This window comes from Bradyrhizobium sp. HKCCYLRH3097, assembly GCF_051167875.1.
Taxonomy (GTDB): Bacteria; Pseudomonadota; Alphaproteobacteria; order Rhizobiales; family Xanthobacteraceae; genus Bradyrhizobium.
In genome coordinates, this window is the sequence record NZ_JBNPTX010000001.1 from 325387 (window position 1) to 349114 (window position 23728).

Sequence of the window (23728 nt, forward strand, 5' to 3'; positions counted from 1 at the left end):
GCGGGATGCGCATGAGAGAACATGAATTCTGTAAAAGCGAAAGAAGAATTTTGTGCGCGTCGGACGCGACGAGCGGGATCGGGTTGAATGTGCGGACGAAAATCGTTTCTCGACGCAGATGATTTGAGTGATCCCAGCGCAGGGTCGGCGCCGACGAGGTGGAGCAAATCGCGCAACGCGCCGACCTGATTCGCCCGTCGGGCAGTCCGCTACGCCGCACTCTCCATCAGAGCCTCTTCCGCTTCCGCCACCGCGGCCGGCGTGCCGACATGCATCCAGACGCCTTCGAGGCGGAGGCCGAACAGGCGGTCCTGCTCGTTCGCCTTGTCGAACATCTTCGTCAGCGAGAACTCGCCGTTCGGCGCGCCGTCGAAGATCGATGGCGAGATGATCGCGGCGCCCGCGTAGACGAACGGCACCACCTGATGCTCCCGCCGCTTGCGCAAGGTACCGTCGGCGAGCATCGCGTAGTCGCCTTGACCCGCGTAGCCGATCGAGGTCGCGGTCGGCGCCATCAGCAGCATGATGTCCATGCGTTCGGGATCGAACGCGTCGGCGAGCCGGGACAGGTTCTGGCGCACGCCCTCGATCCACATCGTGTCGGAGTTGACGTGGAAGAACGGCTCGTGGCCGAGCAGCGGCAGCGCCTTGACGACGCCGCCGCCGGTGCCGAGCACCTGGTCGCGCTCGTCGGAGATGATCACGCGGGGCGTGCTGCGCGCGGCCGTGTGCGCGATGATCTGGTCGGCGAGATAGTGGACATTGACGACGGCTTCGGTGACGCCGGCTTCGGCGAGGCGGTCGAGCACATGGTCGAGCAGCGGGCGACCGGCGACGCGCACCAGCGGTTTGGGCATCGTCTCCGTCAGTGGGCGCATGCGCAATCCGAGACCGGCGGCGAGGACCATGGCTTTGTGCGGCTTGACGGGCATCTTCAGGGCATCTCGATCAACGGTGGCATGTGCGAATCATACCACGCAAAAATATCTATCGTCTCGGCCGGTTGCGATAGCCCGGGCCGATGACGAATATGCGACGGCTGCCCGGCCATCGTGAATGCAAGATGCCGCAGTCGTGGCTCGGTCAGGCTTCGGCCGCGGCGCGCTTGTTGGTCTTCTTCTTGCCTTGCTTCAGGAAGGTGACGCCGATCTGGTCGCCATTGACCCAGGCCAGCTCGCAGCGCCGGTAGGCCAGGCCGGTCGACGACAACAGCAGGAAGAACTCCTTCAGGTGCAGGCCTTCGACCGAGCCCTCGACCGTCAGCTTCGCCCCGGTCTCCGAGACGTCCTCGATGGTGCAGTTGCGCCGCCAGGTGCCGTCGATGCCCATCATGAAAGCCGGGATGCCGCGCTCGAAGACGACGCGTTCGCCCTTCATCCGCTCTGCCATCGCAACCTCCATTCACGCGCGGCGCGCAACCGGCGCCACGGGCGCAAGGTAAAGGGGGATGGCTAAGAACCGGTAAAGCCACGGAGGTGCGCGGTTTTGGCGCGTTCTCTCTCCACGGCGGCGATCGGCTCCCCTCCCCGCAAGGGGGAGGGGGAGCGCACCGGTGGTGCTGCGAGACGCTGCCTTAAGCCACCCCTGCCGGTGGCGGCACGTTGGCCGCGTACCAGTCGCGGACTGGGTCGAGCGCCGCGTGCGCCAGCGACCGGTGGAGATAGTCCCAGATGCGAGGCTGGTGCTTGAGGTACTGCGGCTTGCCGTCGCGGCGGTTGAGGCGGGCGAAGGTACCCAGCAGGCGGGTGTTGCGCTGGGCCGACATGACCGCGTAGTGGGCGCTGAATGCGTCGGCGTCGAACTCCGTCGACGCCGCTTGGCGTGCGGCGATGTAGCGCTCTCGGAGCGCCCGCTCGAGCTCTGCCGGCACGTCGATCCGGGCGTCCTGCGCCAGCGAGACCACGTCGTAGGCCGGCGGTCCCATCACCGCGTCCTGGAAGTCGATCACGCCCACGCGGGCGATGCCTTCGCGCGCGGGCAGCCAGAGCAGGTTGGGCGAATGGTAGTCGCGGATCACCCAGGTCGGCTTAGATGCGAGCGGCGCCTCCAGCAACTCGCGCCATATTTCCAGGAATTCGGCGCGCCGCACCTGCGACAGCTCCACGCCACGGTCGGGCAGGTACCATTCGAGCATCAGGCCGATCTCGATCAGCATGGCTTCGACGTCGAAGGTCGGGACCTCGTAGGTCACCTGCGGCGCCAGCGGCAGCACCGAGGGGACGTCCTGCGCGTGCAGCGCGGCCAACAGATCGGTCGCGGCCTCGTAGCGCTCCACGACCGGTCGTGGCGGGTCGCCCTCGATCACGCCCTCGCGTCCGAGATCCTCGGTGATGAGAAAGCCGTGGCCGAGATCGGCGTCGTTGATCTTCGGCGCCGAGATGCCGCGCCCGCGCAAGGCGGCGGCGATCGCGACGAATGGGCGGACGTCCTCGGCGAGATGCACGGCGCCGCTATAGGGCTTGCCGTTGTAGATCGCCGGGCCGTCGGGCCGCTTCGGCGAGTTCATCAGGATGGAGACGCGCTCGCCCTTGTGGAGCCGCGCATAGGAGCGGGTCGAGGCATCGCCGGCCATGCGCTCGCGGCGCGATTTGGCGTGCCCGGCCTCGGCGAGGAATTCGCGCAAGGCTTTCAGCCGTGCAACCACCGCGGCCGCCTTGCCGCCGCCGGTGATCTCGGCGCTGCGGGCGGTGTCGCCCTGCGATGGATCGTGGCGCAGCGCGATGTCGACGCGATCCAGCGGGAGAGTGCCGCCGGCGCGCTCCGGCCATTCGATCAGCACGACGGTCGCCTCCGGCAGCGGCGACAGGCCGATCTCCTCGAGCTCCGATGCGTCGCTGATGCGATAGAGATCGGCATGCACCAGCGGGAAGCTCGGCAGGTCGTAGCTCTGCGCCAGAGTGAAGGTCGGACTCGGCACCTCCAGCTCGTCGTCGCCGGCGAGATAGCGGATCATCGCCCGCGCCGCCGCCGTCTTGCCGGCGCCGAGATCGCCCGTGAGCGTGATCAGTGCACCCGGGCCGATCAGCAGCGCGAGATCGGCCATCAGGGCGGCGGTGGCGGTCTCATCCGCCAGCGTGGTGGTGAATGTCAGCTGGTCCGTCATTCCGCGGCGTTGCGTTGCGCGACGTGGTCGGTCGGGAAGTCACAGGTGACCGTGGTGCCCTTGCCGACCACCGAATCCATCCGCACCCTGCCGCCATGCAGCTCGACGAAGGAGCGCACCAGCGACAGTCCGAGGCCGGCGCCGCGATGGCGCGAGCCCTGCGAATGGCTCTCGAACCATTCGAACACCTTGTCCTTCACCTCGGGCGGAATGCCGGGGCCGGAATCGGTGACCGCGAAGATGACGCTGTGGTCGGTGCGGCGGGCGCTGACGACGACGCTCGAATCCGGCGGCGAGAAGCCGACGGCATTGGCGAGCAGATTGTAGAGCACCTGCACGACGCGGCGCTCGTCGCCGACGAAGGAGCCGACGTCGGGGTCCACCGCGATCGTCAATCGGATGCGATCCGTGGCAAGCCGGTCCTGCACGCCCTCGGCGGCGGCCTCGATCGCCTTGGCGGCGTCGACCGGCCCGAGCTCGAGCTTCATGGCGCCGGCATCGATGGTGGCGAGGTCGAGAATGTTGTTGGTCAGCGCCAGCAGCGCGTTGGTGGATTTGGTGACGTAGTCGAGATACTCGGCCTGCTTCGGCGTCAGCGGCCCGGTCGACGGATCGGACAGGAAATGCGCGAAGCCGATGATCGTCGTCAGCGGCGCGCGCAGCTCGTAGGACACGTGGTGGACGAAGTCGATCTTCATCTGGCCGGCGGCTTCGAGCGCCTCGTTGCTCTCGCGCAGGGCTCGCTCGACATTCTCGGTGTCGGTGATGTCCTGGAAGGTCAGCATGGTCGCGCCGTCGGGCAGCGGGCGGCTCATGCAGTCGAGCACGCTGCCGTCCTTGCGCTCGAGTTTTAGCGCAACGTCGAGCCGGTTCTCGATCGACGTGATCGCCTCGCGGATGGTGCGCCAGGCGACCGCATCGTCATAGAGCTGATGGCACCAGGATTCCACGGTGTCGATATGCGGATGCTCGCGCAGCTGATCCGGCGACAGCCGCCACATCTTGGCGAAGGCCGGATTGAACAGCTCGACCCGGCCGTTCGAGCCGAACACCGCGACGCCCTCGGCAAGGCTGTCGAGGGTCTCGCGCTGGACCCGGATCAAGCCGTCGAAGCGGCGGGCAAGCGCGAAGCTCTCGGTGACGTCGTCGAACAGATAGGTGACGCCGCCTTCCGGGTTCGGCGTGGTGACGACCGACAGCGCGCGGCCGTCGGGCAGGAACCAGGTGTCCTTGGCGGCCTCGACGGCGCGATAGGCCTCGTGAAGCTTGGCCTTCCAGGCCCGGAAGTCGGCCTGCTCGGGCAACTTGCGCGCGGCGCGAAGACGGTCGAGCACCGACGAGTCATCCGGCTGGCTGTCCAGGAAGGCGGGATCGAGACGCCACAGCCGGCGATAGGAGTCGTTGTAGAAGGCGAGCCGGCGCTGGCCGTCGAACACGGCTACGCCCGAGGACAACTGATCGAGCGTGCGCCGGTGTGCTTCCCGCATCCGCACCACGGCCGCATCCAGCGCCGCCGCCTCGCTGGCGTCGATGGCGACGCCGGCGCTGCCGTTTCCCAGCATGAAGGCGCGCACGTCGTACATGCGGCGCTCGCCGCCGGTCACGATCGGCAGCCGGCCCTCGAAACGGCCGTTGGTGGCGAGCGCGCGCTGCAGATCGATACGGTCGGCCGAGTCGAGCAGCTCGATGTTGCGGCCGATCGCGTCCGGCACGTCGCGGGCATCGGCGGCACGGGCATAGGCGGTGTTGACGTAAGCGAGGGCGCCATTGGCGTGCCGTGCCCAGATCGGCCACGGCAGCGCCGCTGCCAGCGCGCGCAGCGACTCCGTCTCCTCGCCGAGCGCCTTGAAGCGGAGCTGCGTCTCGGCGAGCTCGCGGCGCAGACCGGACAATTCGCGGATGCGCACGATGGCCTGGCCGCCGATGGCGCGGCCCATCGCCTCGATGGCATGGCCGTGCGAGGTGGTGAGATTGAGCATGAAGCCCTCGCCCGCCTCGCGCAGCGCGTCGACGGCGCGGTCGAGCTGCAGCGCGGGCTCCGGCGGCAGCCAGGTTCCGAAGGCGAGAATGCGCTGCGGCTGATCCTGCGGTACCAGCATCGAGGTGTCGCCGGAGATCTGCGGGCGGTGGCCGCCGGCCGGCCAGGCGATCAGGATCTGCGGCTCGGCGAACAGCAGCGCACGGTAGCGATCGGCCTGCAATTGCAGCCCGGCGACGTCGGCGCGCAGCCGCGCTTCCTTCCGGCCGGCCGCCAGACGCGTGCGCACCAGCGCGACCGCGGCGACGACGGAGAAGCCGAGCAGCGCCAGCATCGCCGTGACCTCGGCGATATCAGGACGGCTCAGCTCGAACAGCGTCGTGATCGCATCCGGCGGCACGCCATCGCCTGCGAAGCCCGGTGTCGCCGGCGCAAGCGCAGTCGCAGCGAGACCCATCAGGCCCTTGCGCGCAAGTGACGTGCACGACAGCAGCGTCTGACGCATCACCACGATCACGCCCGACATATTTGCCCCAAACCGCACGAAGTTCCGGGCGCCGATCGCGTCGACCGCGCCGTCTCACGAATCAATCAACCATAACCGCTTCGGGACTCCAGCGGTAAGAGTCCAGACCGTGAACGATGGTTGCGCCTGAGGAAAATGCGTCCGCCGATCGACTCTTTCGAGTCGGAACAGTGGCCAGCCCGTAGTTCAACGGCCCGTCGAGCCGAAGCCGCCGCTGCCGCGCGCGGTCGTCGTCAAGGTTGTCGCGAGGCTGAGCTCGGCGCGCGCGACGGCGGCGATCACCATCTGCGCGATGCGCTCGCCGCGGCGGATCGTAAACGGTTCCTTGCCGTGGTTGATCAGCAGCACGCAGATCTCGCCGCGGTAGTCCGCGTCCACTGTGCCCGGTGAGTTCAGCACTGTGACGCCGTGCCGCGCAGCGAGCCCCGAACGCGGCCGCACCTGGGCCTCGTAGCCGTCGGGCAGCGCGATCGACAGTCCCGTTGGCACCATCGCATGGCTGCCTGACGCAAGGACGAGCGGCGCATCGGGCGGAACCGCGGCGAGCAGATCGAGCCCCGCGGCATGTGCGGTCTGATAGGCCGGCAGCGGCAGGCCCTCGCCATGCGGCAGGATCTGCACGTCGATCGCGATCGTCTGTGTCACGCAACGGGTCCCATGGTTCTGGCGATCTCGGCGACGAGCGCAGTCGCGACCTCGTCCTTGGTCATGATCGGCCAGGACGCGACATGGACGCCATCGGCGTCCTTCGTCAAGAGATGTACGGTGTTGCGGTCGCCGCCCATCACACCGGTCGCGGGCGAGACGTCGTTGGCGACGATCCAGTCGCAGCCCTTGCGGGCGAACTTTGCCTTCGCGTTGTCGATCAGGTGCTCGGTCTCGGCGGCGAAGCCGATGACGAGACCAGGCCGCTTCTCCTTCAGCTTCGAGATCGTGGCGAGGATGTCGGGGTTCTCGACCAGCGTCAGCGGCGGGATCGCCTTGTCCGTCTTCTTCAGCTTCTGGCCGCCCTCATTGGCGACGCGCCAGTCGGCCACCGCCGCGGCGAAGATCGCGACGTCGGCGGGCAGCTCGGCCTCGACGGCGTCGAGCATCTGCCGCGCCGATTCGACGTGGGTGACGCTGACGCCCCTGGGGTCGGCAAGCTCCACCGGTCCTGCGATCAGCCGCACGTCGGCGCCGGCGGCCTGCGCGGCGGCGGCGATCGCAAAGCCCTGCTTGCCGGAGGAGCGGTTGGCGATGTAGCGCACCGGGTCGATCGGCTCGTGGGTCGGGCCCGCGGTGATCAGTACGCGGCGGCCGGCGAGCGGGCGCGGCACAGGCGGCTTGAGCATGGCGACGACGGCGTCCGCAATCTCGGTCGGCTCGGCCATGCGGCCGACACCGGCCTCGCCCTTCTCCGCCATCTCGCCGGCGTTCGGCCCGATCATCTGGACGCCGTCGCGCTGCAGGGTCGCGGCGTTGCGGCGCGTCGCCGGATTGCTCCACATCATCGGGTTCATCGCCGGCGCCAGCAGGATCGGCCGGCTCGCCGCGAGCAGGATGGCGCTGGCGAGGTCGTCGGCGGCGCCGTGCGCCATCTTCGACATCAGGTCGGCGGTCGCCGGTGCCACCACGATGAGATCGCAGTCGCGCGCGAGCCGGATGTGGCCGACGTCGAACTCGCTGCGCGCGTCGAACAGATCGGTGAAGACACGATCTCCCGACAGCGCCGATGCGGCGAGCTCGGTCACGAATTGCGTCGCCGCCTTGGTCAGCACGCAGCGGACGTGGATGTGGCGCTCCTTGAGCCTCCGGATCAGGTCGAGCGATTTGTAGGCGGCGATGCCGCCGCCGATGATCAGGGTGACGCGAGCCTCGCGCGCCTGGCCGGGCTGGGGGACGAGCGGAGCGGACAGGTTGGCTGGAGCAGGCGGCGCCATCGGCGGCTCGGATGGATCGGCGGGCTCGATCAGCGCGCGCAGGATGACCCGGACTTCCTCTTCGACGGAGCGCCCGTTCTGCGCCGAGCGCAGTCGCAGATAAGTCTTGAGAGAGTCGTCCAGCTTGCGGATGGTCAGGCTCGCCATGACCGCCTCCCCAGCATTGCCCTTGTGAAGGCAATGCTAGCAGAAAATGACAGCAGTGCAATCAGTAGACATAATGCCGATTGGTGAGCCTAGCTATTTGCCGCCGTCATTCCGGGCTCGCGCTTCGCGCGCCCCGGAATGACTAGTGGAGAGAGCGGGGCTCTCAGGTCACAGCCTGAGCACCGCGAACAGAATGCCGATGAAGGTCAGCGCGATGACCCACAGCGCGATGGCGCGCCAGCGGCTCTTCTTGCCTTCGGTGCGGCCCATGGCGGCGATGGTTTCCGGCGACAGGCGCAGGCCGTCGCGGGTCATGGTCTCCATGTGCTCCAGCACGGCGGCGGCGCGGGCGGCGAGCACGGGCAGGGTCGCGCTGAGCCGGACCAGGTCGCCGACGCCGGACACGGCGCCTTCGATGCGGCCGAGCGGGCCGAGATTGCGCTCGATCCATTCGCGCACCACGGGATCGGCGACCTTCCAGATGTCGAGCTTGGGATCGAAGCCGCGCGCGACGCCCTCGACCACCACCATGGTCTTCTGCAGCAGGATCAGCTCCGGCCGGGTGCGCATGTCGAACAGGCCGGTGACCTCGAGCAGCAGGGTCAGCAGCTTGGCCATCGAGATTTCTTCGGCCGTGCGGTTGTGGATCGGCTCGCCGATGGCGCGGATGGCCTGGGCGAAATTCTCCACCGAATGATGCGGCGGCACGTAGCCGGCCTCGAAATGCACTTCGGCGACGCGGCGATAGTCGCGGGTGATGAAGCCGAGCAGGATCTCGGCGAGGAAGCGCCGCTCCTTCATGCCGAGCCGGCCCATGATGCCGAAATCCACCGCGACCAGCCGTCCCTGCTGGTCCAGGAACAGGTTGCCCGGGTGCATGTCGGCGTGGAAGAAACCGTCGCGCAGCGCGTGGCGGAGAAAGCTCTGGATCACCTTGCGGCCGACGTCGGGCAGATCGACATTGGCCTCCGCGAGCCGGGCGTGATCGTTCAGCGCGATGCCGTCGATCCACTCCATCGTCAGCACGGTGTTGGCGGTGCGATCCCAGTCGACCGTGGGTACGCGGAAGTCCGGATCGTCCTTGATGTTTTCCGCCATCTCGGAGAGCGCAGCGGCCTCCAGGCGAAGGTCCATCTCCATCGCGACCGAGCGCGACATCGTGTTGATGACCTCGACCAGCCGCAGCCGCCGCGCCTCCGACGAATGCGCCTCGGCCTTTTCGGCGACGAAGAAGAAATCGGAGAGGTCGCGGCGGAAGCGCGAGGCGACGTTCGGCCGAAGCACCTTCACCGCGACCGGACGACGAATGCCGTCGCGCTCGACCTCGCCGCGATGCACCTGCGCGATCGAGGCGGCGGCGACCGGAGGACCGAGATGCGTGAACAGCTGGCTGATCGGGCGCTCGAGCGCGGTGGCGATGACCGCCTCGGCCTCGGCCTGCGGGAATGGCGGCAGCCGGTCCTGCAGCGATTCGAGGTCGCGCGCCATGATGACGCCGACGACGTCGGGCCGCGTCGCCAGGAACTGGCCGAGCTTGAGATAGGCCGGGCCCATGCGCTCCAGCGCCCGCGACAATCTTGGCCCGGACTTGGCGCCGGGGCGCTCGACGAGGCGCGCCAGCTTCAGCGCGAGCTGGCCCGGCGGCGGCGCCAGGCTCGGATCGACGGCGCCGAACACGCCCTCGCGCGCGAACACGAAGGCGGCCCGGGCGAGCCGCGTAATGTGGGTGAGTGCGGAGATCACAAACGCCAGCCGGAATGAAGCGCGACGATGCCGCCGGAGAGAGTCTGCCAGGACACGCGGGAGAAGCCGGCCGCCGAGATCATCTCGGCGAAGGCGCTGGGGCGCGGAAACTGGCGGATCGATTCGACGAGGTAGCGGTAGGACTCGGCATCGCCGGTGACGGCGCGGCCGAGCTGCGGGATCACGTTGAAGGAGAACAGGTCGTAGAGCTTGTCGAGCCCGGGCATCTCGACGGTGGAGAATTCCAGGCACAGGAATCGGCCGCCATGCTTGAGCACGCGGAAGGCCTCGGCGAGCGCGAGCTCGATCTGCGGCACGTTGCGGATGCCGAAGGCGATCGTATAGGCGTCGAAGGACCGGTCGGGAAAGGCGAGCTTTTCGGCATTGCCCTCGACGAACGAGACCTTGTCGTCGAGATATTGCTTCAGCGCCCGCTGGCGCCCGACCTCGAGCATGTCGCTGTTGATGTCGCACACGGTGGCATGGAAGCCAGCGCCGGCCTTCCTGGCGGCGCGGAAGGAGATGTCGCCGGTGCCGCCGGCCACGTCGAGCAGCGCAAACGGCGCGTCGCTCTTCGGCGGGTTCAGCGTGTTGATCATGATGTCCTTCCAGACGCGGTGCAGTCCGCCCGACATCAGGTCGTTCATCAGGTCGTAGCGCTGTGCCACGCTGTGAAACACGTCGTTCACCAGCGTCTGCTTCTCGCCCAGAGGCACGTCCCTGAAGCCGAAATGAGTGGTTTGGTCCGGCTGATCCATCACCCTTACTCCGATACGGCACCATAGCGCTGATGCGGCCAAGGCGCTATCACGTCAGCCGGACAAGGTGAATGGTTGCGGATGCAAAAGGTGAAATGAGCCGGCATGCCTGAGCTGCCCGAAGTCGAGACCGTCCGGCGCGGGCTGCAGCCCGTCATGGAAGGCGCCGTCATCGTCAAGGCCGAGGCCCGGCGCGGCGATCTCAGGTTTCCGTTCCAGCCCGATTTTGCGAAGCGCCTGCAGGGCCAGACCGTCAGGGGACTCGGCCGGCGCGCCAAATATCTGCTGGCCGACCTTGGCTCCGGCGACGTGCTGCTGATGCATCTGGGCATGTCCGGCTCGTTCCGGGTGATCAAGCCGGAGCACGAGGAGACGCCGGGCGAGTTTCACTATCCGCGCGGCAAGGACAGCGTGCACGACCATGTCGTGTTTCACATGTCGTCTGGCGCCGACATCGTGTTCAACGATCCGCGCCGCTTCGGCTTCATGAAGATCATCGGCCGCGGCGAGATCGAGACCGAGCCGCATCTGAAGGATCTCGGGCCCGAGCCGCTCGGCAACGAATTCGATGCCGCCATGCTGGCGCGCGCCTGTGCCGGCAAGAAGACCAGCCTCAAGGCGGCGCTGCTCGACCAGCGCGTCGTCGCCGGGCTCGGCAACATCTATGTCTGCGAGGCGCTGTTCCGCGCCCATCTGTCGCCGCGACGGCTGGCGGCAACGCTGGCAACGAAGAAGGGCGAGCCCACGGATCACGCCAGGCGTCTGGTGGAAGCGATCCACGCCGTGCTCAACGAGGCCATCCGCGCCGGCGGCTCGTCGCTGCGCGATCACCGCCAGACATCAGGCGAACTCGGCTATTTCCAGCACTCGTTCCAGGTCTATGACCGCGAGGGCGAGCCGTGCCGGACGGATGGCTGCGAGGGCGTGGTGAAGCGTTTCGTGCAGAACGGGCGGTCGACGTTCTGGTGCCCGAAGTGCCAGAAGTGATGCAGCGGCCGACGAGCCGGCATGGCCGGCTTGCCCCAGTCTGCTTGTGACGGACGGGGGTGGGGGTATACTGCCGCCATGGCTGTCAGCTCGCCCGATCTGAAAGCATTCCTGCTCGCGACGCCGTTCTTCGGCGGCCTGCCCAATGCGAGCCTCGATCTGCTGGTCTCGATGCTGGTCGCGCGTGAGTTCGAGAGCGGCGCCGTGGTCGTCGCCGAAGGCGAGGCGGGTCGTTCGATGTTCGTCGTGCACAGCGGCACGCTGGAGGTGAGCGAGCGCCTGGAGACGGGCGTTGCGATCCATATGTCGCGTCTCGAGCCCGGCGATTTCTTCGGCGAGATGACCCTGCTCGACATGCAGAACAGATCGGCCACCGTCGTCGCGGAAGCGCCGACCGTATTGTACGAGCTGACGGCGCAAAAGCTGTATGCCTTCTACAAGGCTGACATCCACGCCTATGTGATCGTGCTGCAGAACATCAATCGCGAGCTATGCCGCCGCCTGCGTCGCGCCGATGCGCGGATCAAGCAGCTGGAGATGCGCGAGGCTGGAGAGCGCTAGGCCCGGTTGGATTCGGTGGACTCGATCCCGCGGTCGGTGATGTTTCCCTCGCTCCGCTTGCGGGGCGAGGGAGCGCACCGCATTTGCGGTAGCTCGTATCCGATGACGACCACAGCCCGCCTTTACAGCCCCGCCTTCCAGTTGATGCCATTGTCGGCCCAGGTCGGGTAGGCCCGCGTCACCGGCAGCTTCGCTTCCTCGGCGGGCGGCGTCAGCATGATCGGGAATTCGACCTCGGCGTGCTCGCTCGCGTCCTTCAGCTCGCCAGCGTCATGCATGACGTGGTCGCCGGCGAGCTTGCCCGCGGTCCAGCGCCACAGGCTGCGAATCTCCTGCGCCGACTTGCCGGCCGCATCGAATTCGCTGACGCCGAGACCGGCGGCGAGCGCGTCCTGGTGGTCGTTGCGCATCATGATGAAGGGCTGCGCCAGCACTTCTGCGATGTCGCGCGGCGCGTCGGCGTCGAGTGCAGTCGTCGCATCGGTGACGCGATGGCCGCCGCGGATCGGGGCCTGGTTGAGCACGAAGGCAAACGGCTTGCGCCAGGCGCGCACGACGCTCAAGGTCGGTGCCGTCGCTTCGATGTCGGCGACGCTCGGACGCGCCGGAATGAGGCACAGATCGCAGTGGCGGATCGCGGCCGTTGTGGATGCCGTGATGCCGGCCCCGGTGTCGATCACGCAGAGGGTGACGCCGTCGCGGGCCAGCGCTTCGAGGCGAGGCTCGATCGTCTTGGCATCGTAGACGGCTTCGACGATCGGCTCGCTCGCGGCGCGGCGCGCCTGCCATTTGGTCAGCGTGCCCTGACGGTCGGTCTCGATCACGCGCACCTTGTGGCCGGCCTGCTGGGCCGCCACGGCCAGACCAATCGCCAGCGTGCTCTTGCCGCTGCCGCCCTTCTGCGTGGCCAAAACGATCGTGTACATCGGGAGACAGTCCTTCGGATGTTGACGGAACTTATGAGAACGCCAAAGCTGAGCGCATCGCGATCGCGGTGCAGAGCTATTCTCGCTCAGGACAGTCCCGGCCCGATCCAACTCATGAAGAGCGATCGCGGTGGTCCGAATCAGCACGCCGACAAAACTGTTCGAACTATTTCACGCTCGGCCTGTGCCTGCACAGACCGGTTGACTACGGCGGGAGCCGTTCCGAGTTGATAGCAAGGTGCTAGGAAGTTGAGTGGCAGCGAGCCGCGGGCGAGCGATCGGCATCGCCGAGCATCATCCCATGCAGTCGCGATGCTGCACGTCCGATCCCCGCCGGCCGCCGTTGGGCCCTTAATTTTTTCTAAAACGACATGCTTAACATTGCGTAAACGCCGCCGCGCCGCAGGGCGCGGCGGCATGATCGCGATGCCGGACCGGTTTGGCGCAGGCGCTACTTCCGCACGCAGATCACGCGCACCGTCGCCGCCTTGGCGTCGAGCGAGGTTCCGTCGGGCTTGACGCCATGCGTGGCGAGAAAGGCGCGCGTCGCATCGGCGCTGACCATCACGACCTGCGTCGATGGGATCAGCGCCGTGCCGGCGAGGACGCCGGGCTTGAGCAAGGTGACGCCGGCGAACTTGCCGTCGCCGTCGAGCGCCGCCGCTCCGGAAAAGCCGAGCCCGGGCGCCGGCGCCAGCGAGGCGTCGCCGGCGCCATTGCCGGCGAGCTGCGCCTTGACGGTGCTGATCGCGGCACCGCCGCCCTGGCTCTGCGGATCGGCGATGCCGACGATGTCGACCGACGATTTCGCACTGCCGCCCGACAGCGCCAGCGGCTTCAGGCCGCGCGCGCCGTAGATGCGCAGCAGCGCCAGGCCGCGCTCCTTGTCCTCGGCCACGCGCTCGGCATGGCCGAAACCGGGAATGGTGATCGCCACGCAGGCATCGGTCACCTCGCGATCGGCGATGATGGCGCCGTCCTGGGTAGCGATGATGCCGGTGCCGTAATCGACGCGGCGCCGTGGCGCGGGCTGCGCGGCCAATGTCGACGGAAACGCGGTGAAAGCGCTCGACATCGCGATCACGACCGGCTCGACCGTGTTCTCGGTGGCCTGATCGTAGAGGATGGTCAGGATACGCACCTCGTCGCCCCGAAAGGTGCCGCGGATGTAGAACTTCTTCAGGTTCTGCAGGCCCGAGAGCACGAAGAAGTCGGGCTTCACCACGCTGTAGTCGACGGTGCGGCCGGGCTCCTTCTTCTCGCGGTCGGCGAGCGCCGCGGTGGTCGGGTTCGCCTCCTTGCGGCGTGACAGCACGACCTGCACGGTGCCGGTGGGCGAGGTCCATTTCGAGCCGGTGCCGTCGCTGGTCTGTTGCGGCACCAGCTTTGCGGGAATGCCGAGCCGTGCGCCGCTGACCGGCTCGGTCACGAGCTTCCAGCCGACGCCCTCCTGCTTGCGGCGCGCGGTGTCGGCGAGCACGGCGCGCTCCTGCGGGTTCAGCACGCCGGTCGGCTTGCCGCCGACGAGCTTCTGGTATTCCTTGATCGCGTTGACCATGCGCTCGCTGACGTCGCCGGTGATCGCGCCATTGTACTGGCCGACCCAGGCGAGATCGGATTGCAGCGCGAGCCGCTCGGCCTGGCTCATCGCATTGGCGGTGTCGGCGGGAGCCTGCACGCCCGGGCGCGCCGGCTGGGTCGCGACGGGCTTGGGCTTGGCGCCCGGCGACGCGCCCTGCGGCGTCTGTGCCTGCGCCGACGCGCATGCGGCGATCCCGCAGATGAAGGTTGCCGTGGCCAGCCGTCTCATGACAAATCCCGATGCTCTTGCCGCGCCGCTAAATAAGCACATCTGCTTGGTCGGTCACAATCCGGCGAGGGTTCAGTGCGGAGATCCGCCGTCTTCGCCATGGGCCGGCAATGGGCTGACAGCGGTGCGGCAGCGGAAGGGCGTGGTGGAACGATGCTGAGCGACGAAGAAGTGGAGCGCTATGCCCGTCACATCGTGCTGCGCGATGTCGGTGGTCCCGGTCAGGCGGCGCTGAAGCGCGCTGCGGTGCTGGTGGTCGGCGCAGGCGGCCTCGGCGCACCGGCGCTGATGTATCTCGCCGCGGCTGGCGTCGGCACGATCGGCGTGGTCGACGACGACGTCGTGTCGCTGTCGAATCTGCAGCGCCAGGTCATCCATGCGACCCCCGACATCGGCAGACCCAAAGTCGAGAGCGCTGCCGAGCGCATCAACGCGCTCAATCCGCATGTGAGCGTCATGGCGCATCGGACCTGGCTCAATGCCGACAACGCCCTCGATCTGATCGGCGCTTATGATCTCGTGCTCGACGGCTCCGACAATTTCGACACCCGCTATCTCGTCTCCGATGCCTGCTTTCTGGCCGAGAAGCCGCTGATCACCGGCGCGCTCGGCACCTTCGATGCGTCGCTGACGACGATCCGCGCGCATGAGCGGAATGAGAAGGGCCAGTTTAATCCGACCTATCGCTGCCTGTTCCCCGAGCCGCCGCCGCCGGGCACGGTGCCCGCCTGCGCCGAAGCGGGCGTCATGGGTGCGCTCGCCGGCATGCTCGGCTCGATGATGGCGCTGGAGGCGATCCGCGAGATCGTCGGCTTCGGCGAGGGGCTGGTGGGACGGCTCTTGATGCTGGACGCGCGCACGATGCGGTTCGAGACCCTGCGCTATGGGCGCGATCCGGCCAATCCGCTGAATGGTGACGGGCCAGTCATTGCGGACTTGAGCGCGCATCGGAAGTGATGGCCGCTTGAGTCGAGAGGCGCGCCACAAATTCACTGTCGTCCCGGACAAGCCCGGCGACGCAACGCGTCGTCGGGCGCCGATCCGGGACCATACTCCGTGAATGCAATGAGGCGCGCGGAACGGGTCATCTGCCTGTTCCAGACATCACGCGGTATGGGTCCCCGCGTTCGCGGGGACGACACCGAGTTTGTTGCGCGACCTGGACTCGCATGACGCTCAGCCCGGCTGACCGCGCTCGCTGTCCATATGCACCAACTGCGCCTCCGGATAGCGCTCTCCGGCGGCGACACCAATCGGGAAGGCCTTGTCCAGCGCGGCGAGTTGGACCTCGGTGAGCTTGACGCAGAGCGCGCCGAGCGCCTCGTCGAGACGGTCGCGGCGGCGGGCGCCGACCAGCGGGACGATGTCGTTGCCCTGCGCGGCCACCCAGGCGATCGCGACTTGCGCCGGCGTGGCGCCGACCTCGCCTGCCAGGCTGCGCAGCGTGTCGACCAGGCTGAGATTGCGATCGAGATTGTCGCCACTGAAGCGCGGCGAATGGCCACGGAAGTCGGCAGCGTTGGCGCGGTCCATCGACCAGTGCCCGCTGATCAGCCCGCGCGACAGCACGCCATAGGCGGTGATGCCGATGCCGAGCTCGCGGCAGGTTTGCAGGATGTCGCTCTCGATGCCGCGCGAGATCAGCGAATATTCGATTTGCAGATCCGAGATCGGGTGCACCTTGTGCGCCCGGCGAATCGTCTCTGAACCGACCTCCGACAACCCGATATGCCTGATGTAGCCGGCCTGTTTCAGCTCGGCCATCGCGCCGATCGTGTCCTCGATCGGCACCTTGGGATCGAGCCGCGCCGGGCGGTAGATGTCGATGGCGTCGACGCCGAGCCGCTGCAGCGAATAGGACAGGAAGGTTCTGACAGCTTCGGGCCGGCTGTCATAGCCGAGCCAGCTCTTGTCGGGGCCGCGCAGGGCGCCGAACTTCACGGAGATCTGCACGTTGCGCGGACCGGCCGAGGCCAGCGCCTCGCGGATCAGCATCTCGTTGTGGCCCATCCCGTAGAAGTCGCCGGTGTCGAGCAGCGTGATGCCGGCGTCGAGCGCGGCGTGGATGGTGGCGATGCTCTCGGACCGGTCGGTGGGGCCGTAGAAGTCCGACATGCCCATGCAGCCTAGTCCGATGACCGAAACGTCGGGGCCGGTCGAGCCGAGTTGGCGGGTTTGCATGATCAATCTCCTATTGCTGGCGCAGGCGGCCTGCTGGCCCGCCCGGACAACGCGGATATCGGCGCATTTTCGCGGCTCGAAAAGCTGGACAATTCCGAATGGACTGTTCAGCATATCGAACAATGAGCGAGCCGGACCTCCGCGATCTTCAAGCCTTCGCTGCCGTGGCTCGCAGCGGCAATTTCCGCCGCGCTGCGCGCGAGCAGGGACTCGCGGCATCCAGCCTCAGCCAGCGGCTCAAGGAGCTGGAGCAGCGGCTCGGCGTCCGGCTGCTCAACCGGACCACGCGGAGCGTCGGCCTGACGCAGGCCGGCGAGGCGCTGCTGGCACGGCTCGCGCCTGCGATGGCCGAGATCGAAGCGGCGATCCATCAGGTGCGCGGCCAGCAGCAGGTCGCGGCGGGGCGCCTGCGCATCAATGCGCCGCCGCCCGCGGTCGATCTGGTGCTGGCGCCGATGGTCGCGCCGTTCCTTCAGGCCTATCCGCTGATCGAGCTCGAGATCGTCGCCGACAGCGGCTTCGTCGACATCGTGCAGGCCGGGTTCGATGCCGGCGTGCGCTATGGCGAGCACCTGGCGCAGGACATGATCGCCGTGCCGCTCGGCGAAACGCAGCGCTACGCCATCGTCGCCTCACCGCAATATGTTGCGCAGCATGGCCGTCCCGCGCATCCGCGCGACCTGCTGCAGCAAGGCTGCATTCGCACGCGCTTCTCGTCCGGCGCGATGCTGGATTGGGAGTTCGAGAAAGACGGGCAGGTGATCAGGATCGCGCCGCCGGCCCGGCTGATCGCGGTGCAGCTCGGATTGGCGATGCGCGCCGCCTGTGATGGGGTCGGCTACTGGGCGACATTCGAGGGACATGTGCGCGATGCGCTGGCGGCAGGCCGTCTCGTCAGCGTGCTGGACGACTGGTGCCCGCCGTTCCCCGGACCGTATCTGTATTACCCGAGCCGCCGGCAACCGCCGCCGGCGCTGGCGGCGTTCGTCGCGTTCGTCGGGGAGTGGCGGAAGCGCGCAGGCGCCCCGTACCCAGCTGCCGTCCCGGCCTTGAGCCGAGACCCATAACCACCAGCGTGAACGAGACGATGACGACCAGCGATGTCCCACGCGGACATTACGCGGTACGGGTCCCTGCGTTCGCAGCGACGACACTGATTGTGGGGTCGAGTGACGGGCCTACAACATGCTCGGCAGCACGCGGTCCGGCGGGCGGTGGTTGTCGAGGAAGGTCTTGATGTTGATGATGACCTTCTCGCCCATTTCGACGCGGCCTTCGATGGTGGCCGAGCCCATGTGCGGCAGCAGCGTCACCTTGCCGGCCTTGGCGAGCCGGACCAGGCGCGGATTCACCGCGGGCTCGTGCTCGAACACGTCGAGACCGGCGCCGGCGATGTCGCCGGCCTCGATCAGCCGCGTCAGCGTCTCCTCGTCGATCACCTCGCCGCGTGCGGTGTTGACGATGTAGGCGTCCTTGCGGATCAGCTTCAGCCGGCGCGCCGACAGCAGATGGAACGTCGCCGGCGTGTGCGGGCAGTTGACCGAGATGATGTCCATCCGCGCCAGCATCTGGTCGAGGCTCTCCCAGTAGGTAGCGCCGAGCTCGTCGGCGATCACGGGGGCGACCGGGCGGCGGTTGTGATAGTGGATCTGCAGGCCGAAGGCGCGGGCACGCCGCGCCACGGCCTGGCCGATCCGGCCCATGCCGATGATGCCCAAGCGCTTGCCGCCGATGCGGTGGCCGAGCATCCAGGTCGGCGACCAGCCCGCCCAGTTCTTGCCCTCGGTGAGGATCGAGGCGCCCTCGATCAGCCGCCGCGGCACGGCGAGGATCAGCGCCATGGTCATGTCGGCGGTGTCCTCGGTGAGGACCTTCGGCGTGTTGGTGACGGTGATGCCGCGCGCCACCGCCGCCGCGACGTCGATGTTGTCGACGCCGTTGCCGAAGTTGGCGATCATGCGCAGCTTGCAATCGGGCTGATTGAGAATGTCGGCGCTGATGTGGTCGGTGACGGTCGGAACCAGCACCTCGGCGGTGCGCACGGCGTCGGCGAGTTGTTCCTGGCTCAACGGCTCGTCGTCGAGATTGAGCCTGGCGTCGAACAGCTCGCGCATGCGCGTCTCGACCGAGTCCGGCAGCTTGCGTGTCACCACGACGAGGGGCTTTTTCCTACCTGACATGTGCTGCTCTCATGAGATCCTTCAGACCTCATTAACCGGGTTCGCCGAAACTACCGTCGTCGCCTGAGAGCGGCGCTTCCCTGGACTGGTCGTGTCGGATCTCGCAGGTGGGCCGATCCGTCCCTGACAGGGCTTCGCGAGCGATTCTCAGGCGCTTCCTGGCCGCTTGTGTTCGGTCCTGTCTAGCAGAAGGCCCGGCCAAGACAAGAAGCCAACGGCAGGTCGGGACTGGCGCTTTCGGCAAGCCCTCTCCGAGCACGAAGGGGGGCAGCCGGGCGGTTCGATGGGGATCGGGCGAAGGATCGCAACGCAATCCGCTTTGATCGGAGCGCGGGTCGATCCTTTCGAGGGAGAGTGAGTTGAGTAAATTGACGTTGTGGCGTTTCGGTGCTGTCGTGGTGCTGCTGGTCTGTCTGTTCGACGTTGCCGTCGGCAGGGGCGGCGTTGCGGCGAAGGACTCCGTTCTCACCACCAGCGGCCTGCCGGTGCCGCGCTATGTCAGCCTGAAGTCGGATCATGTGAACGTTCGCGCCGGTCCGACCAAGGACAACGACGTGGCCTGGGTCTATACGCGCTCCGGCCTGCCGGTCGAGATCACTGCGGAATATGAGAACTGGCGCCGCGTGCGCGATTCCGAAGGCTCGGAGGGGTGGGTCTATCACTCGTTGCTGTCGGGGCGCCGCACGGCGGTGGTCACGATGAAGAACAAGGACGATCTCGCCCCGATCTACGAGAGCGCCGACGCGACCAGCGCGGTCACAGCGCGGCTGCAGGCCGGCGTTGTCGCGCAGGTGAAGAAATGCGGCAATGGCTGGTGCCGCGTGCTCGGCAATGGTTTCGAAGGCTGGATCCAGCAGCAGCGGCTGTGGGGCGTCTACGCCGACGAGCAGGTCAATTGAAGGCCCAGGTCAGCGCAAGGCGCTGACCTCCATCCTGACGCGCTCCCGACACAAAAATGCCCGCAGCGGGTGCGGGCATGATGCCTCGATGAAGACCTTCCGGAGGCTCAGCGCTTCTTGCGCAGCCGGACGACCATGTCGATCCGGGCGATCTCGTAACCTTCGGGCGCCTCCGGCAGCTTCGACAGCGCCAGATGCTGGTCCGGGATGTCGACCAGCTCGTGGTTGTTCTCGAGATAGAAGTGATGGTGGGCGGTGACGTTGGTGTCAAAATACGTCTTCGTGCCGTCAACGCTGACCTGGCGCAGCAGGCCGGCGTCGGTCAGCTGGTTCAGCGTATTATAGACCGTGGCGAGCGAGACCGGAACCTTGGCCAGCGTCGCTTCCTCATAGAGCATTTCGGCGGTCAGATGCCGCGCGCCCTTGCCGAACAGCAGCCAGCCGAGGGCCATGCGCTGGCGGGTCGGGCGCAGCCCGGCCGCCTGCAGCATCTCGTTGACGTCGTGCCATGGGCAGCCATTGAGTGCTGGCTGCCGGCCGTTCCCGAGATCCGGGTTGCCGCGGTCATGACCACTCATCGAGGCGTTGTTGCTGACATCCACTTCAAGCACCGCACAATCTCGCTCTCATCCACAACCGATATAGGAAGAAACCCATTCAGATGCAAGCTTATCGCAACTAACGTATCTAGAACGCTCCTAAACTGCATTTGCCGCCCGGTTCGGGCGCCGGCCCTGGTGCTGCGTCGATTTACCTGGATACGCGCATTGACGCCGCAATCCTCTATGTTAGAGAGCGCCCGGACCCGATTTGCCCTGCCATGGTGAGCGCCGGCGGCCGTGATGGCCATGTGCGCGAATCCAGGCGTCGTTAGGCCCGCCGCTGACAGCGGTCATGTTCGCCAAGTGCGATGGCCCAGCCTTCGTGCCGACGCGATGACCGGCCAGCGCGGCGCGGAAGGGGGCGGCGCGCGGGAAGGGTCCATGTCGCGCGGCACAAATTCCACCGGGGATCGTTGAGAAAGGCCACCAAGCATGCTGGATCGGCGCAGCGCATATGAATACGAGGACCTGCTGGCCTGCGGCCGCGGGGAGCTGTTCGGCCCCGGCAATGCACAACTGCCGCTGCCGCCGATGCTGATGTTCGATCGGATCGTCGAGATCTCCGAGACCGGCGGCGAGTTCGGCAAGGGTGTCGTCCGCGCCGAGCTCGACGTGAAGCCGGATCTCTGGTTCTTCGGCTGCCATTTCAAGAATGATCCGGTGATGCCGGGCTGTCTCGGCCTCGATGCGATGTGGCAGATGGTCGGCTTCTACCTCGGCTGGACCGGCGGCGCGGGGCGCGGCCGTGCGCTGGGCCTCGGCGATCTCAAGTTTTCCGGCCAGGTGCTGCCGACCGCCCGCAAGGTTGTGTACAACGTCGACATCAAGCGCGTGATGCGCTCAAAGCTGGTGCTCGGTATTGCCGACGGGTGGCTTTCGATGGATGGCGAGATTATCTATCGCGCCAAGGACCTGAAGGTCGGCCTGTTCAAGCAGGGTGCCGCGCCGACTTGAACCGGCAGGCTGCGACCACAGACAGTGCAGCAGGCACGGCTGCAACACAACACACGAGCAAGGTGAGGCGGACATCATGAGGCGGGTTGTCATCACGGGCATGGGCATCGTCTCATCGATCGGCAACAACACCCAGGAGGTGCTCGCCAGCCTGTACGAGGCGAAGTCCGGTATCTCCCGCGCCGAGAAATATGCCGAGCTTGGTTTTCGTTCGCAGGTGCAAGGTGCGCCGACGCTGAATCCCGCCGATGTGGTCGACCGCCGCGCCATGCGCTTCCTCGGCGAGGGGGCGGCGTGGAATCATGTCGCCATGGAGCAGGCCATCCTCGATTCCGGGCTGGAGCCGACCGACGTCTCCAACGTCAGAACCGGCATCATCATGGGCTCAGGCGGGCCATCGACGCGCACGCTGGTGGAAGCGGCCGACATCACCCGCACCAAGGGCCCGAAGCGCGTCGGTCCGTTCGCCGTGCCGAAGGCAATGTCGTCGACGGCCTCGGCGACGTTGGCGACCTGGTTCAAGATCAAGGGCGTCAACTACTCGATCTCCTCGGCCTGTGCGACGTCCAATCATTGCATCGGCAATTCCTACGAGATGATCCAGTACGGCAAGCAGGACGTGATGTTCGCCGGCGGCTGCGAAGAGCTCGACTGGACGCTGTCGGTGCTGTTCGACGCGATGGGTGCGATGTCGTCGAAGCACAACGACACGCCTGCGACCGCGTCGCGGCCCTATGACGTCACGCGCGACGGCTTCGTGATCGCCGGCGGCGCCGGCGTCCTCGTGCTGGAAGAGCTCGAGCACGCCAAGGCGCGCGGCGCCAAGATCTACGGCGAGATCGTGGGCTACGGCGCGACCTCGGACGGCTACGACATGGTGGCGCCGTCGGGCGAAGGCGCCGAGCGCTGCATGCAGCTCGCGCTGTCGACCGTGAAGACGAAGATCGACTACATCAATCCGCATGCGACTTCGACGCCGGCCGGCGATCCGCCGGAGATCGAGGCGATCCGCAAGGTGTTCGGCCGCGGCGAGAAATGTCCGCCAATCTCGGCGACCAAGGCGCTGACCGGCCACTCGCTCGGCGCCACCGGCGTCCAGGAAGCGATCTATTCGCTGCTGATGATGAAGAACGGCTTCATCTGCGAGAGCGCCAACATCACCGAGCTCGATCCCGCCTTCGCCGACATGCCGATCGTGCGCAAGCGCATCGACAACGCCAAGCTCGGCACCGTGCTGTCGAACTCGTTCGGCTTCGGCGGCACCAACGCGACGCTGGTGTTCAAGCAGCTCGACGCCTAAGATTTCCAACAGCAGTGGTTTCGTCGGCGTCATGGCCGGGCAGCAGCGCGAAGCTCATTCTTCGCACCGATGTCCGGCCATTGGCGTCTCGAAGGCGGAACGATCATCCTGGCTGGGTCGATCCCGGCATGACGAAGGAGAGACATCATGCAGGGACTGATGGCAGGCAAGCGCGGCCTGGTCATGGGCATCGCCAACGACCATTCGATCGCCTGGGGCATCGCCAAGACGCTGGCTGCGCATGGCGCGGAGATGGCCTTCACCTATCAGGGCGACGCGCTCGGCAAGCGCGTCCGTCCGCTCGCCGACGAGCTCGGCGTCAAGCACGTGTTGCCTTGCGACGTCGAGGACATCGCCAGCGTCGACGGCGTGTTCACCACATTGCGCGAGGCCTGGGGCGGGCTCGACTTCGTCGTCCATGCGGTCGCCTTCTCCGACAAGAACGAGCTCAAGGGCCGCTACGCCGACACCTCGCGCGAGAATTTTGCGCGCACGATGCTGATCTCCTGCTTCTCCTTCACCGAGATCGCCAAGCGCGCCGCCGAGCTGATGCCGGAGAGCGGCGGCAGCATGATCACCTTGACCTTCGACGGCTCCAACCGCGTGATGCCGAACTACAACGTGATGGGTGTCGCCAAGGCCGCGTTGGAAGCCTCGGTGCGCTATCTCGCCGCCGACTACGGCCGCCGCAGCATCCGTGTCAACGCGATCTCGGCCGGCCCGGTGCGCACGCTGGCGGGCTCGGGCATCGGCGATGCCCGCTTCATGTTCGCCTTCCAGCAGAAGCACTCGCCGCTCGGTCGCGGCGTGACCCTGGAGGAGCTTGGCGGCTCGGCGCTCTATCTGCTGTCGGAGCTGTCCGGCGGCGTCACCGGCGAGATCCACTACGTCGATTCCGGCTACAACGTGATCTCGATGCCGCGCCCCGAGGATCTCAAGGCGGACTGACCTCCCCGCGCATCGGCGGTATCAGGGGAACGCGAGACTCCGTCCCGCGATCGACCCAAATTTTCCCAGTTGAAGGCGATGTTCCTGAACGGCTAATCAGGAAGCATTGGCGCGACTCGTGTTGGTTGTTGCGACGACGCTGCGATGCATCATGACCGGTGCATCGGCCGCGGCCGTCAGCCAGCCGCTCGCGCCGGCAGCAA

21 protein-coding genes are annotated in these 23728 nt (G+C 67.0%); 8 read left to right on the forward strand and 13 right to left on the reverse strand.

Going from position 1 to position 23728, the window contains the following annotated elements:
- Positions 1–209 precede the first annotated feature (209 nt).
- The 8 genes from ACQR0U_RS01530 to ubiE form a co-directional block, all read right to left on the reverse strand.
- Positions 210–932: a nucleotidyltransferase family protein gene (locus ACQR0U_RS01530; RefSeq protein WP_315716898.1), complete on the reverse strand. Its 723-nt coding sequence runs from the start codon at positions 930–932 to the stop codon at positions 210–212.
- Between the two features lie 151 nt (positions 933–1083).
- Entirely contained in the window at positions 1084–1389 is a 306-nt protein-coding gene (locus ACQR0U_RS01535) for a PilZ domain-containing protein (RefSeq protein ID WP_315716899.1), read from the reverse strand.
- 184 nt (positions 1390–1573) lie between these two features.
- The gene (gene tsaE / locus ACQR0U_RS01540) at positions 1574–3103 is read right to left on the reverse strand and encodes a tRNA (adenosine(37)-N6)-threonylcarbamoyltransferase complex ATPase subunit type 1 TsaE (RefSeq protein ID WP_434842490.1); all 1530 of its coding nucleotides are present in this window, start codon (positions 3101–3103) and stop codon (positions 1574–1576) included.
- Positions 3100–5607 carry a PAS-domain containing protein gene (locus tag ACQR0U_RS01545; protein ID WP_434842491.1) on the reverse strand — a complete coding sequence of 836 codons (2508 nt, stop codon included), beginning with the start codon at positions 5605–5607 and terminating at the stop codon, positions 3100–3102. Before ACQR0U_RS01545 ends, tsaE begins: the two co-directional genes overlap by 4 nt.
- 186 nt (positions 5608–5793) lie before the next feature.
- Positions 5794–6252, reverse strand: coding sequence for a dUTP diphosphatase (dut, locus tag ACQR0U_RS01550; protein ID WP_315751765.1), 459 nt, complete (start codon positions 6250–6252; stop codon positions 5794–5796).
- Positions 6249–7676, reverse strand: a complete 1428-nt coding sequence (coaBC, locus tag ACQR0U_RS01555) for a bifunctional phosphopantothenoylcysteine decarboxylase/phosphopantothenate--cysteine ligase CoaBC (RefSeq protein WP_434842492.1) — start codon at positions 7674–7676, stop codon at positions 6249–6251. Before coaBC ends, dut begins: the two co-directional genes overlap by 4 nt.
- 168 nt (positions 7677–7844) lie before the next feature.
- Positions 7845–9419 (reverse strand): 2-polyprenylphenol 6-hydroxylase, encoded by a 1575-nt coding sequence (gene ubiB, locus ACQR0U_RS01560; RefSeq protein ID WP_315716904.1) that lies wholly within the window; start codon positions 9417–9419, stop codon positions 7845–7847.
- Positions 9416–10177, reverse strand: coding sequence for a bifunctional demethylmenaquinone methyltransferase/2-methoxy-6-polyprenyl-1,4-benzoquinol methylase UbiE (gene ubiE / locus ACQR0U_RS01565; RefSeq protein ID WP_315716905.1), 762 nt, complete (start codon positions 10175–10177; stop codon positions 9416–9418). Before ubiE ends, ubiB begins: the two co-directional genes overlap by 4 nt.
- Positions 10178–10282: 105 nt before the next feature.
- Here ubiE and mutM point away from each other — a divergent pair, with 105 nt between their 5' ends.
- Together mutM and ACQR0U_RS01575 are read left to right on the forward strand one after the other, a co-directional pair.
- Entirely contained in the window at positions 10283–11164 is an 882-nt protein-coding gene (gene mutM, locus ACQR0U_RS01570; protein WP_315825657.1) for a bifunctional DNA-formamidopyrimidine glycosylase/DNA-(apurinic or apyrimidinic site) lyase, read from the forward strand.
- A 78-nt stretch (positions 11165–11242) separates the two neighbouring features.
- Positions 11243–11725, forward strand: coding sequence for a Crp/Fnr family transcriptional regulator (locus ACQR0U_RS01575; RefSeq protein ID WP_315825656.1), 483 nt, complete (start codon positions 11243–11245; stop codon positions 11723–11725).
- 122 nt (positions 11726–11847) lie between these two features.
- On the opposite strand, the gene ACQR0U_RS01580 is transcribed toward ACQR0U_RS01575, so the two are convergent.
- Both ACQR0U_RS01580 and ACQR0U_RS01585 read right to left on the reverse strand, forming a co-directional pair.
- The gene (locus tag ACQR0U_RS01580; protein ID WP_315751768.1) at positions 11848–12651 is read right to left on the reverse strand and encodes a ParA family protein; all 804 of its coding nucleotides are present in this window, start codon (positions 12649–12651) and stop codon (positions 11848–11850) included.
- 451 nt (positions 12652–13102) lie between these two features.
- Entirely contained in the window at positions 13103–14461 is a 1359-nt protein-coding gene (locus tag ACQR0U_RS01585; protein WP_315751769.1) for a peptidoglycan-binding protein, read from the reverse strand.
- Positions 14462–14614: 153 nt separating this feature from the next.
- Here ACQR0U_RS01585 and ACQR0U_RS01590 point away from each other — a divergent pair, with 153 nt between their 5' ends.
- A complete protein-coding gene (locus ACQR0U_RS01590; protein ID WP_316170093.1) occupies positions 14615–15418 on the forward strand; it encodes a HesA/MoeB/ThiF family protein in 804 nt (267 codons plus the stop codon).
- 219 nt (positions 15419–15637) lie between these two features.
- Here the strand turns inward: ACQR0U_RS01590 and ACQR0U_RS01595 are convergent, their stop codons facing one another.
- Positions 15638–16642: an aldo/keto reductase gene (locus ACQR0U_RS01595; RefSeq protein WP_315716911.1), complete on the reverse strand. Its 1005-nt coding sequence runs from the start codon at positions 16640–16642 to the stop codon at positions 15638–15640.
- A gap of 122 nt (positions 16643–16764) precedes the next feature.
- On the opposite strand from ACQR0U_RS01595, the gene ACQR0U_RS01600 reads away from it, so the two are divergent.
- The gene (locus ACQR0U_RS01600; protein WP_434872068.1) at positions 16765–17709 is read left to right on the forward strand and encodes a LysR family transcriptional regulator; all 945 of its coding nucleotides are present in this window, start codon (positions 16765–16767) and stop codon (positions 17707–17709) included.
- Between the two features lie 111 nt (positions 17710–17820).
- On the opposite strand, the gene ACQR0U_RS01605 is transcribed toward ACQR0U_RS01600, so the two are convergent.
- Complete coding sequence (locus ACQR0U_RS01605; RefSeq protein ID WP_315716913.1) at positions 17821–18822, reverse strand: 2-hydroxyacid dehydrogenase; 1002 nt, start codon at positions 18820–18822, stop codon at positions 17821–17823.
- A gap of 413 nt (positions 18823–19235) precedes the next feature.
- Here ACQR0U_RS01605 and ACQR0U_RS01610 point away from each other — a divergent pair, with 413 nt between their 5' ends.
- Entirely contained in the window at positions 19236–19721 is a 486-nt protein-coding gene (locus tag ACQR0U_RS01610; protein WP_409977910.1) for an SH3 domain-containing protein, read from the forward strand.
- Between the two features lie 107 nt (positions 19722–19828).
- Here the strand turns inward: ACQR0U_RS01610 and irrA are convergent, their stop codons facing one another.
- Entirely contained in the window at positions 19829–20299 is a 471-nt protein-coding gene (irrA, locus tag ACQR0U_RS01615; protein WP_315716966.1) for an iron response transcriptional regulator IrrA, read from the reverse strand.
- Between the two features lie 456 nt (positions 20300–20755).
- On the opposite strand from irrA, the gene fabA reads away from it, so the two are divergent.
- The 3 genes from fabA (at position 20756) to fabI (ending at position 23525) form a co-directional block, all read left to right on the forward strand.
- A complete protein-coding gene (fabA, locus tag ACQR0U_RS01620; RefSeq protein ID WP_315716914.1) occupies positions 20756–21277 on the forward strand; it encodes a 3-hydroxyacyl-[acyl-carrier-protein] dehydratase FabA in 522 nt (173 codons plus the stop codon).
- Between the two features lie 76 nt (positions 21278–21353).
- Positions 21354–22577: a beta-ketoacyl-ACP synthase I gene (fabB, locus tag ACQR0U_RS01625; protein ID WP_315716915.1), complete on the forward strand. Its 1224-nt coding sequence runs from the start codon at positions 21354–21356 to the stop codon at positions 22575–22577.
- Positions 22578–22724: 147 nt separating this feature from the next.
- Positions 22725–23525 (forward strand): enoyl-ACP reductase FabI, encoded by an 801-nt coding sequence (gene fabI, locus ACQR0U_RS01630; RefSeq protein ID WP_315751773.1) that lies wholly within the window; start codon positions 22725–22727, stop codon positions 23523–23525.
- The last annotated feature ends 203 nt before the right edge of the window (positions 23526–23728 follow it).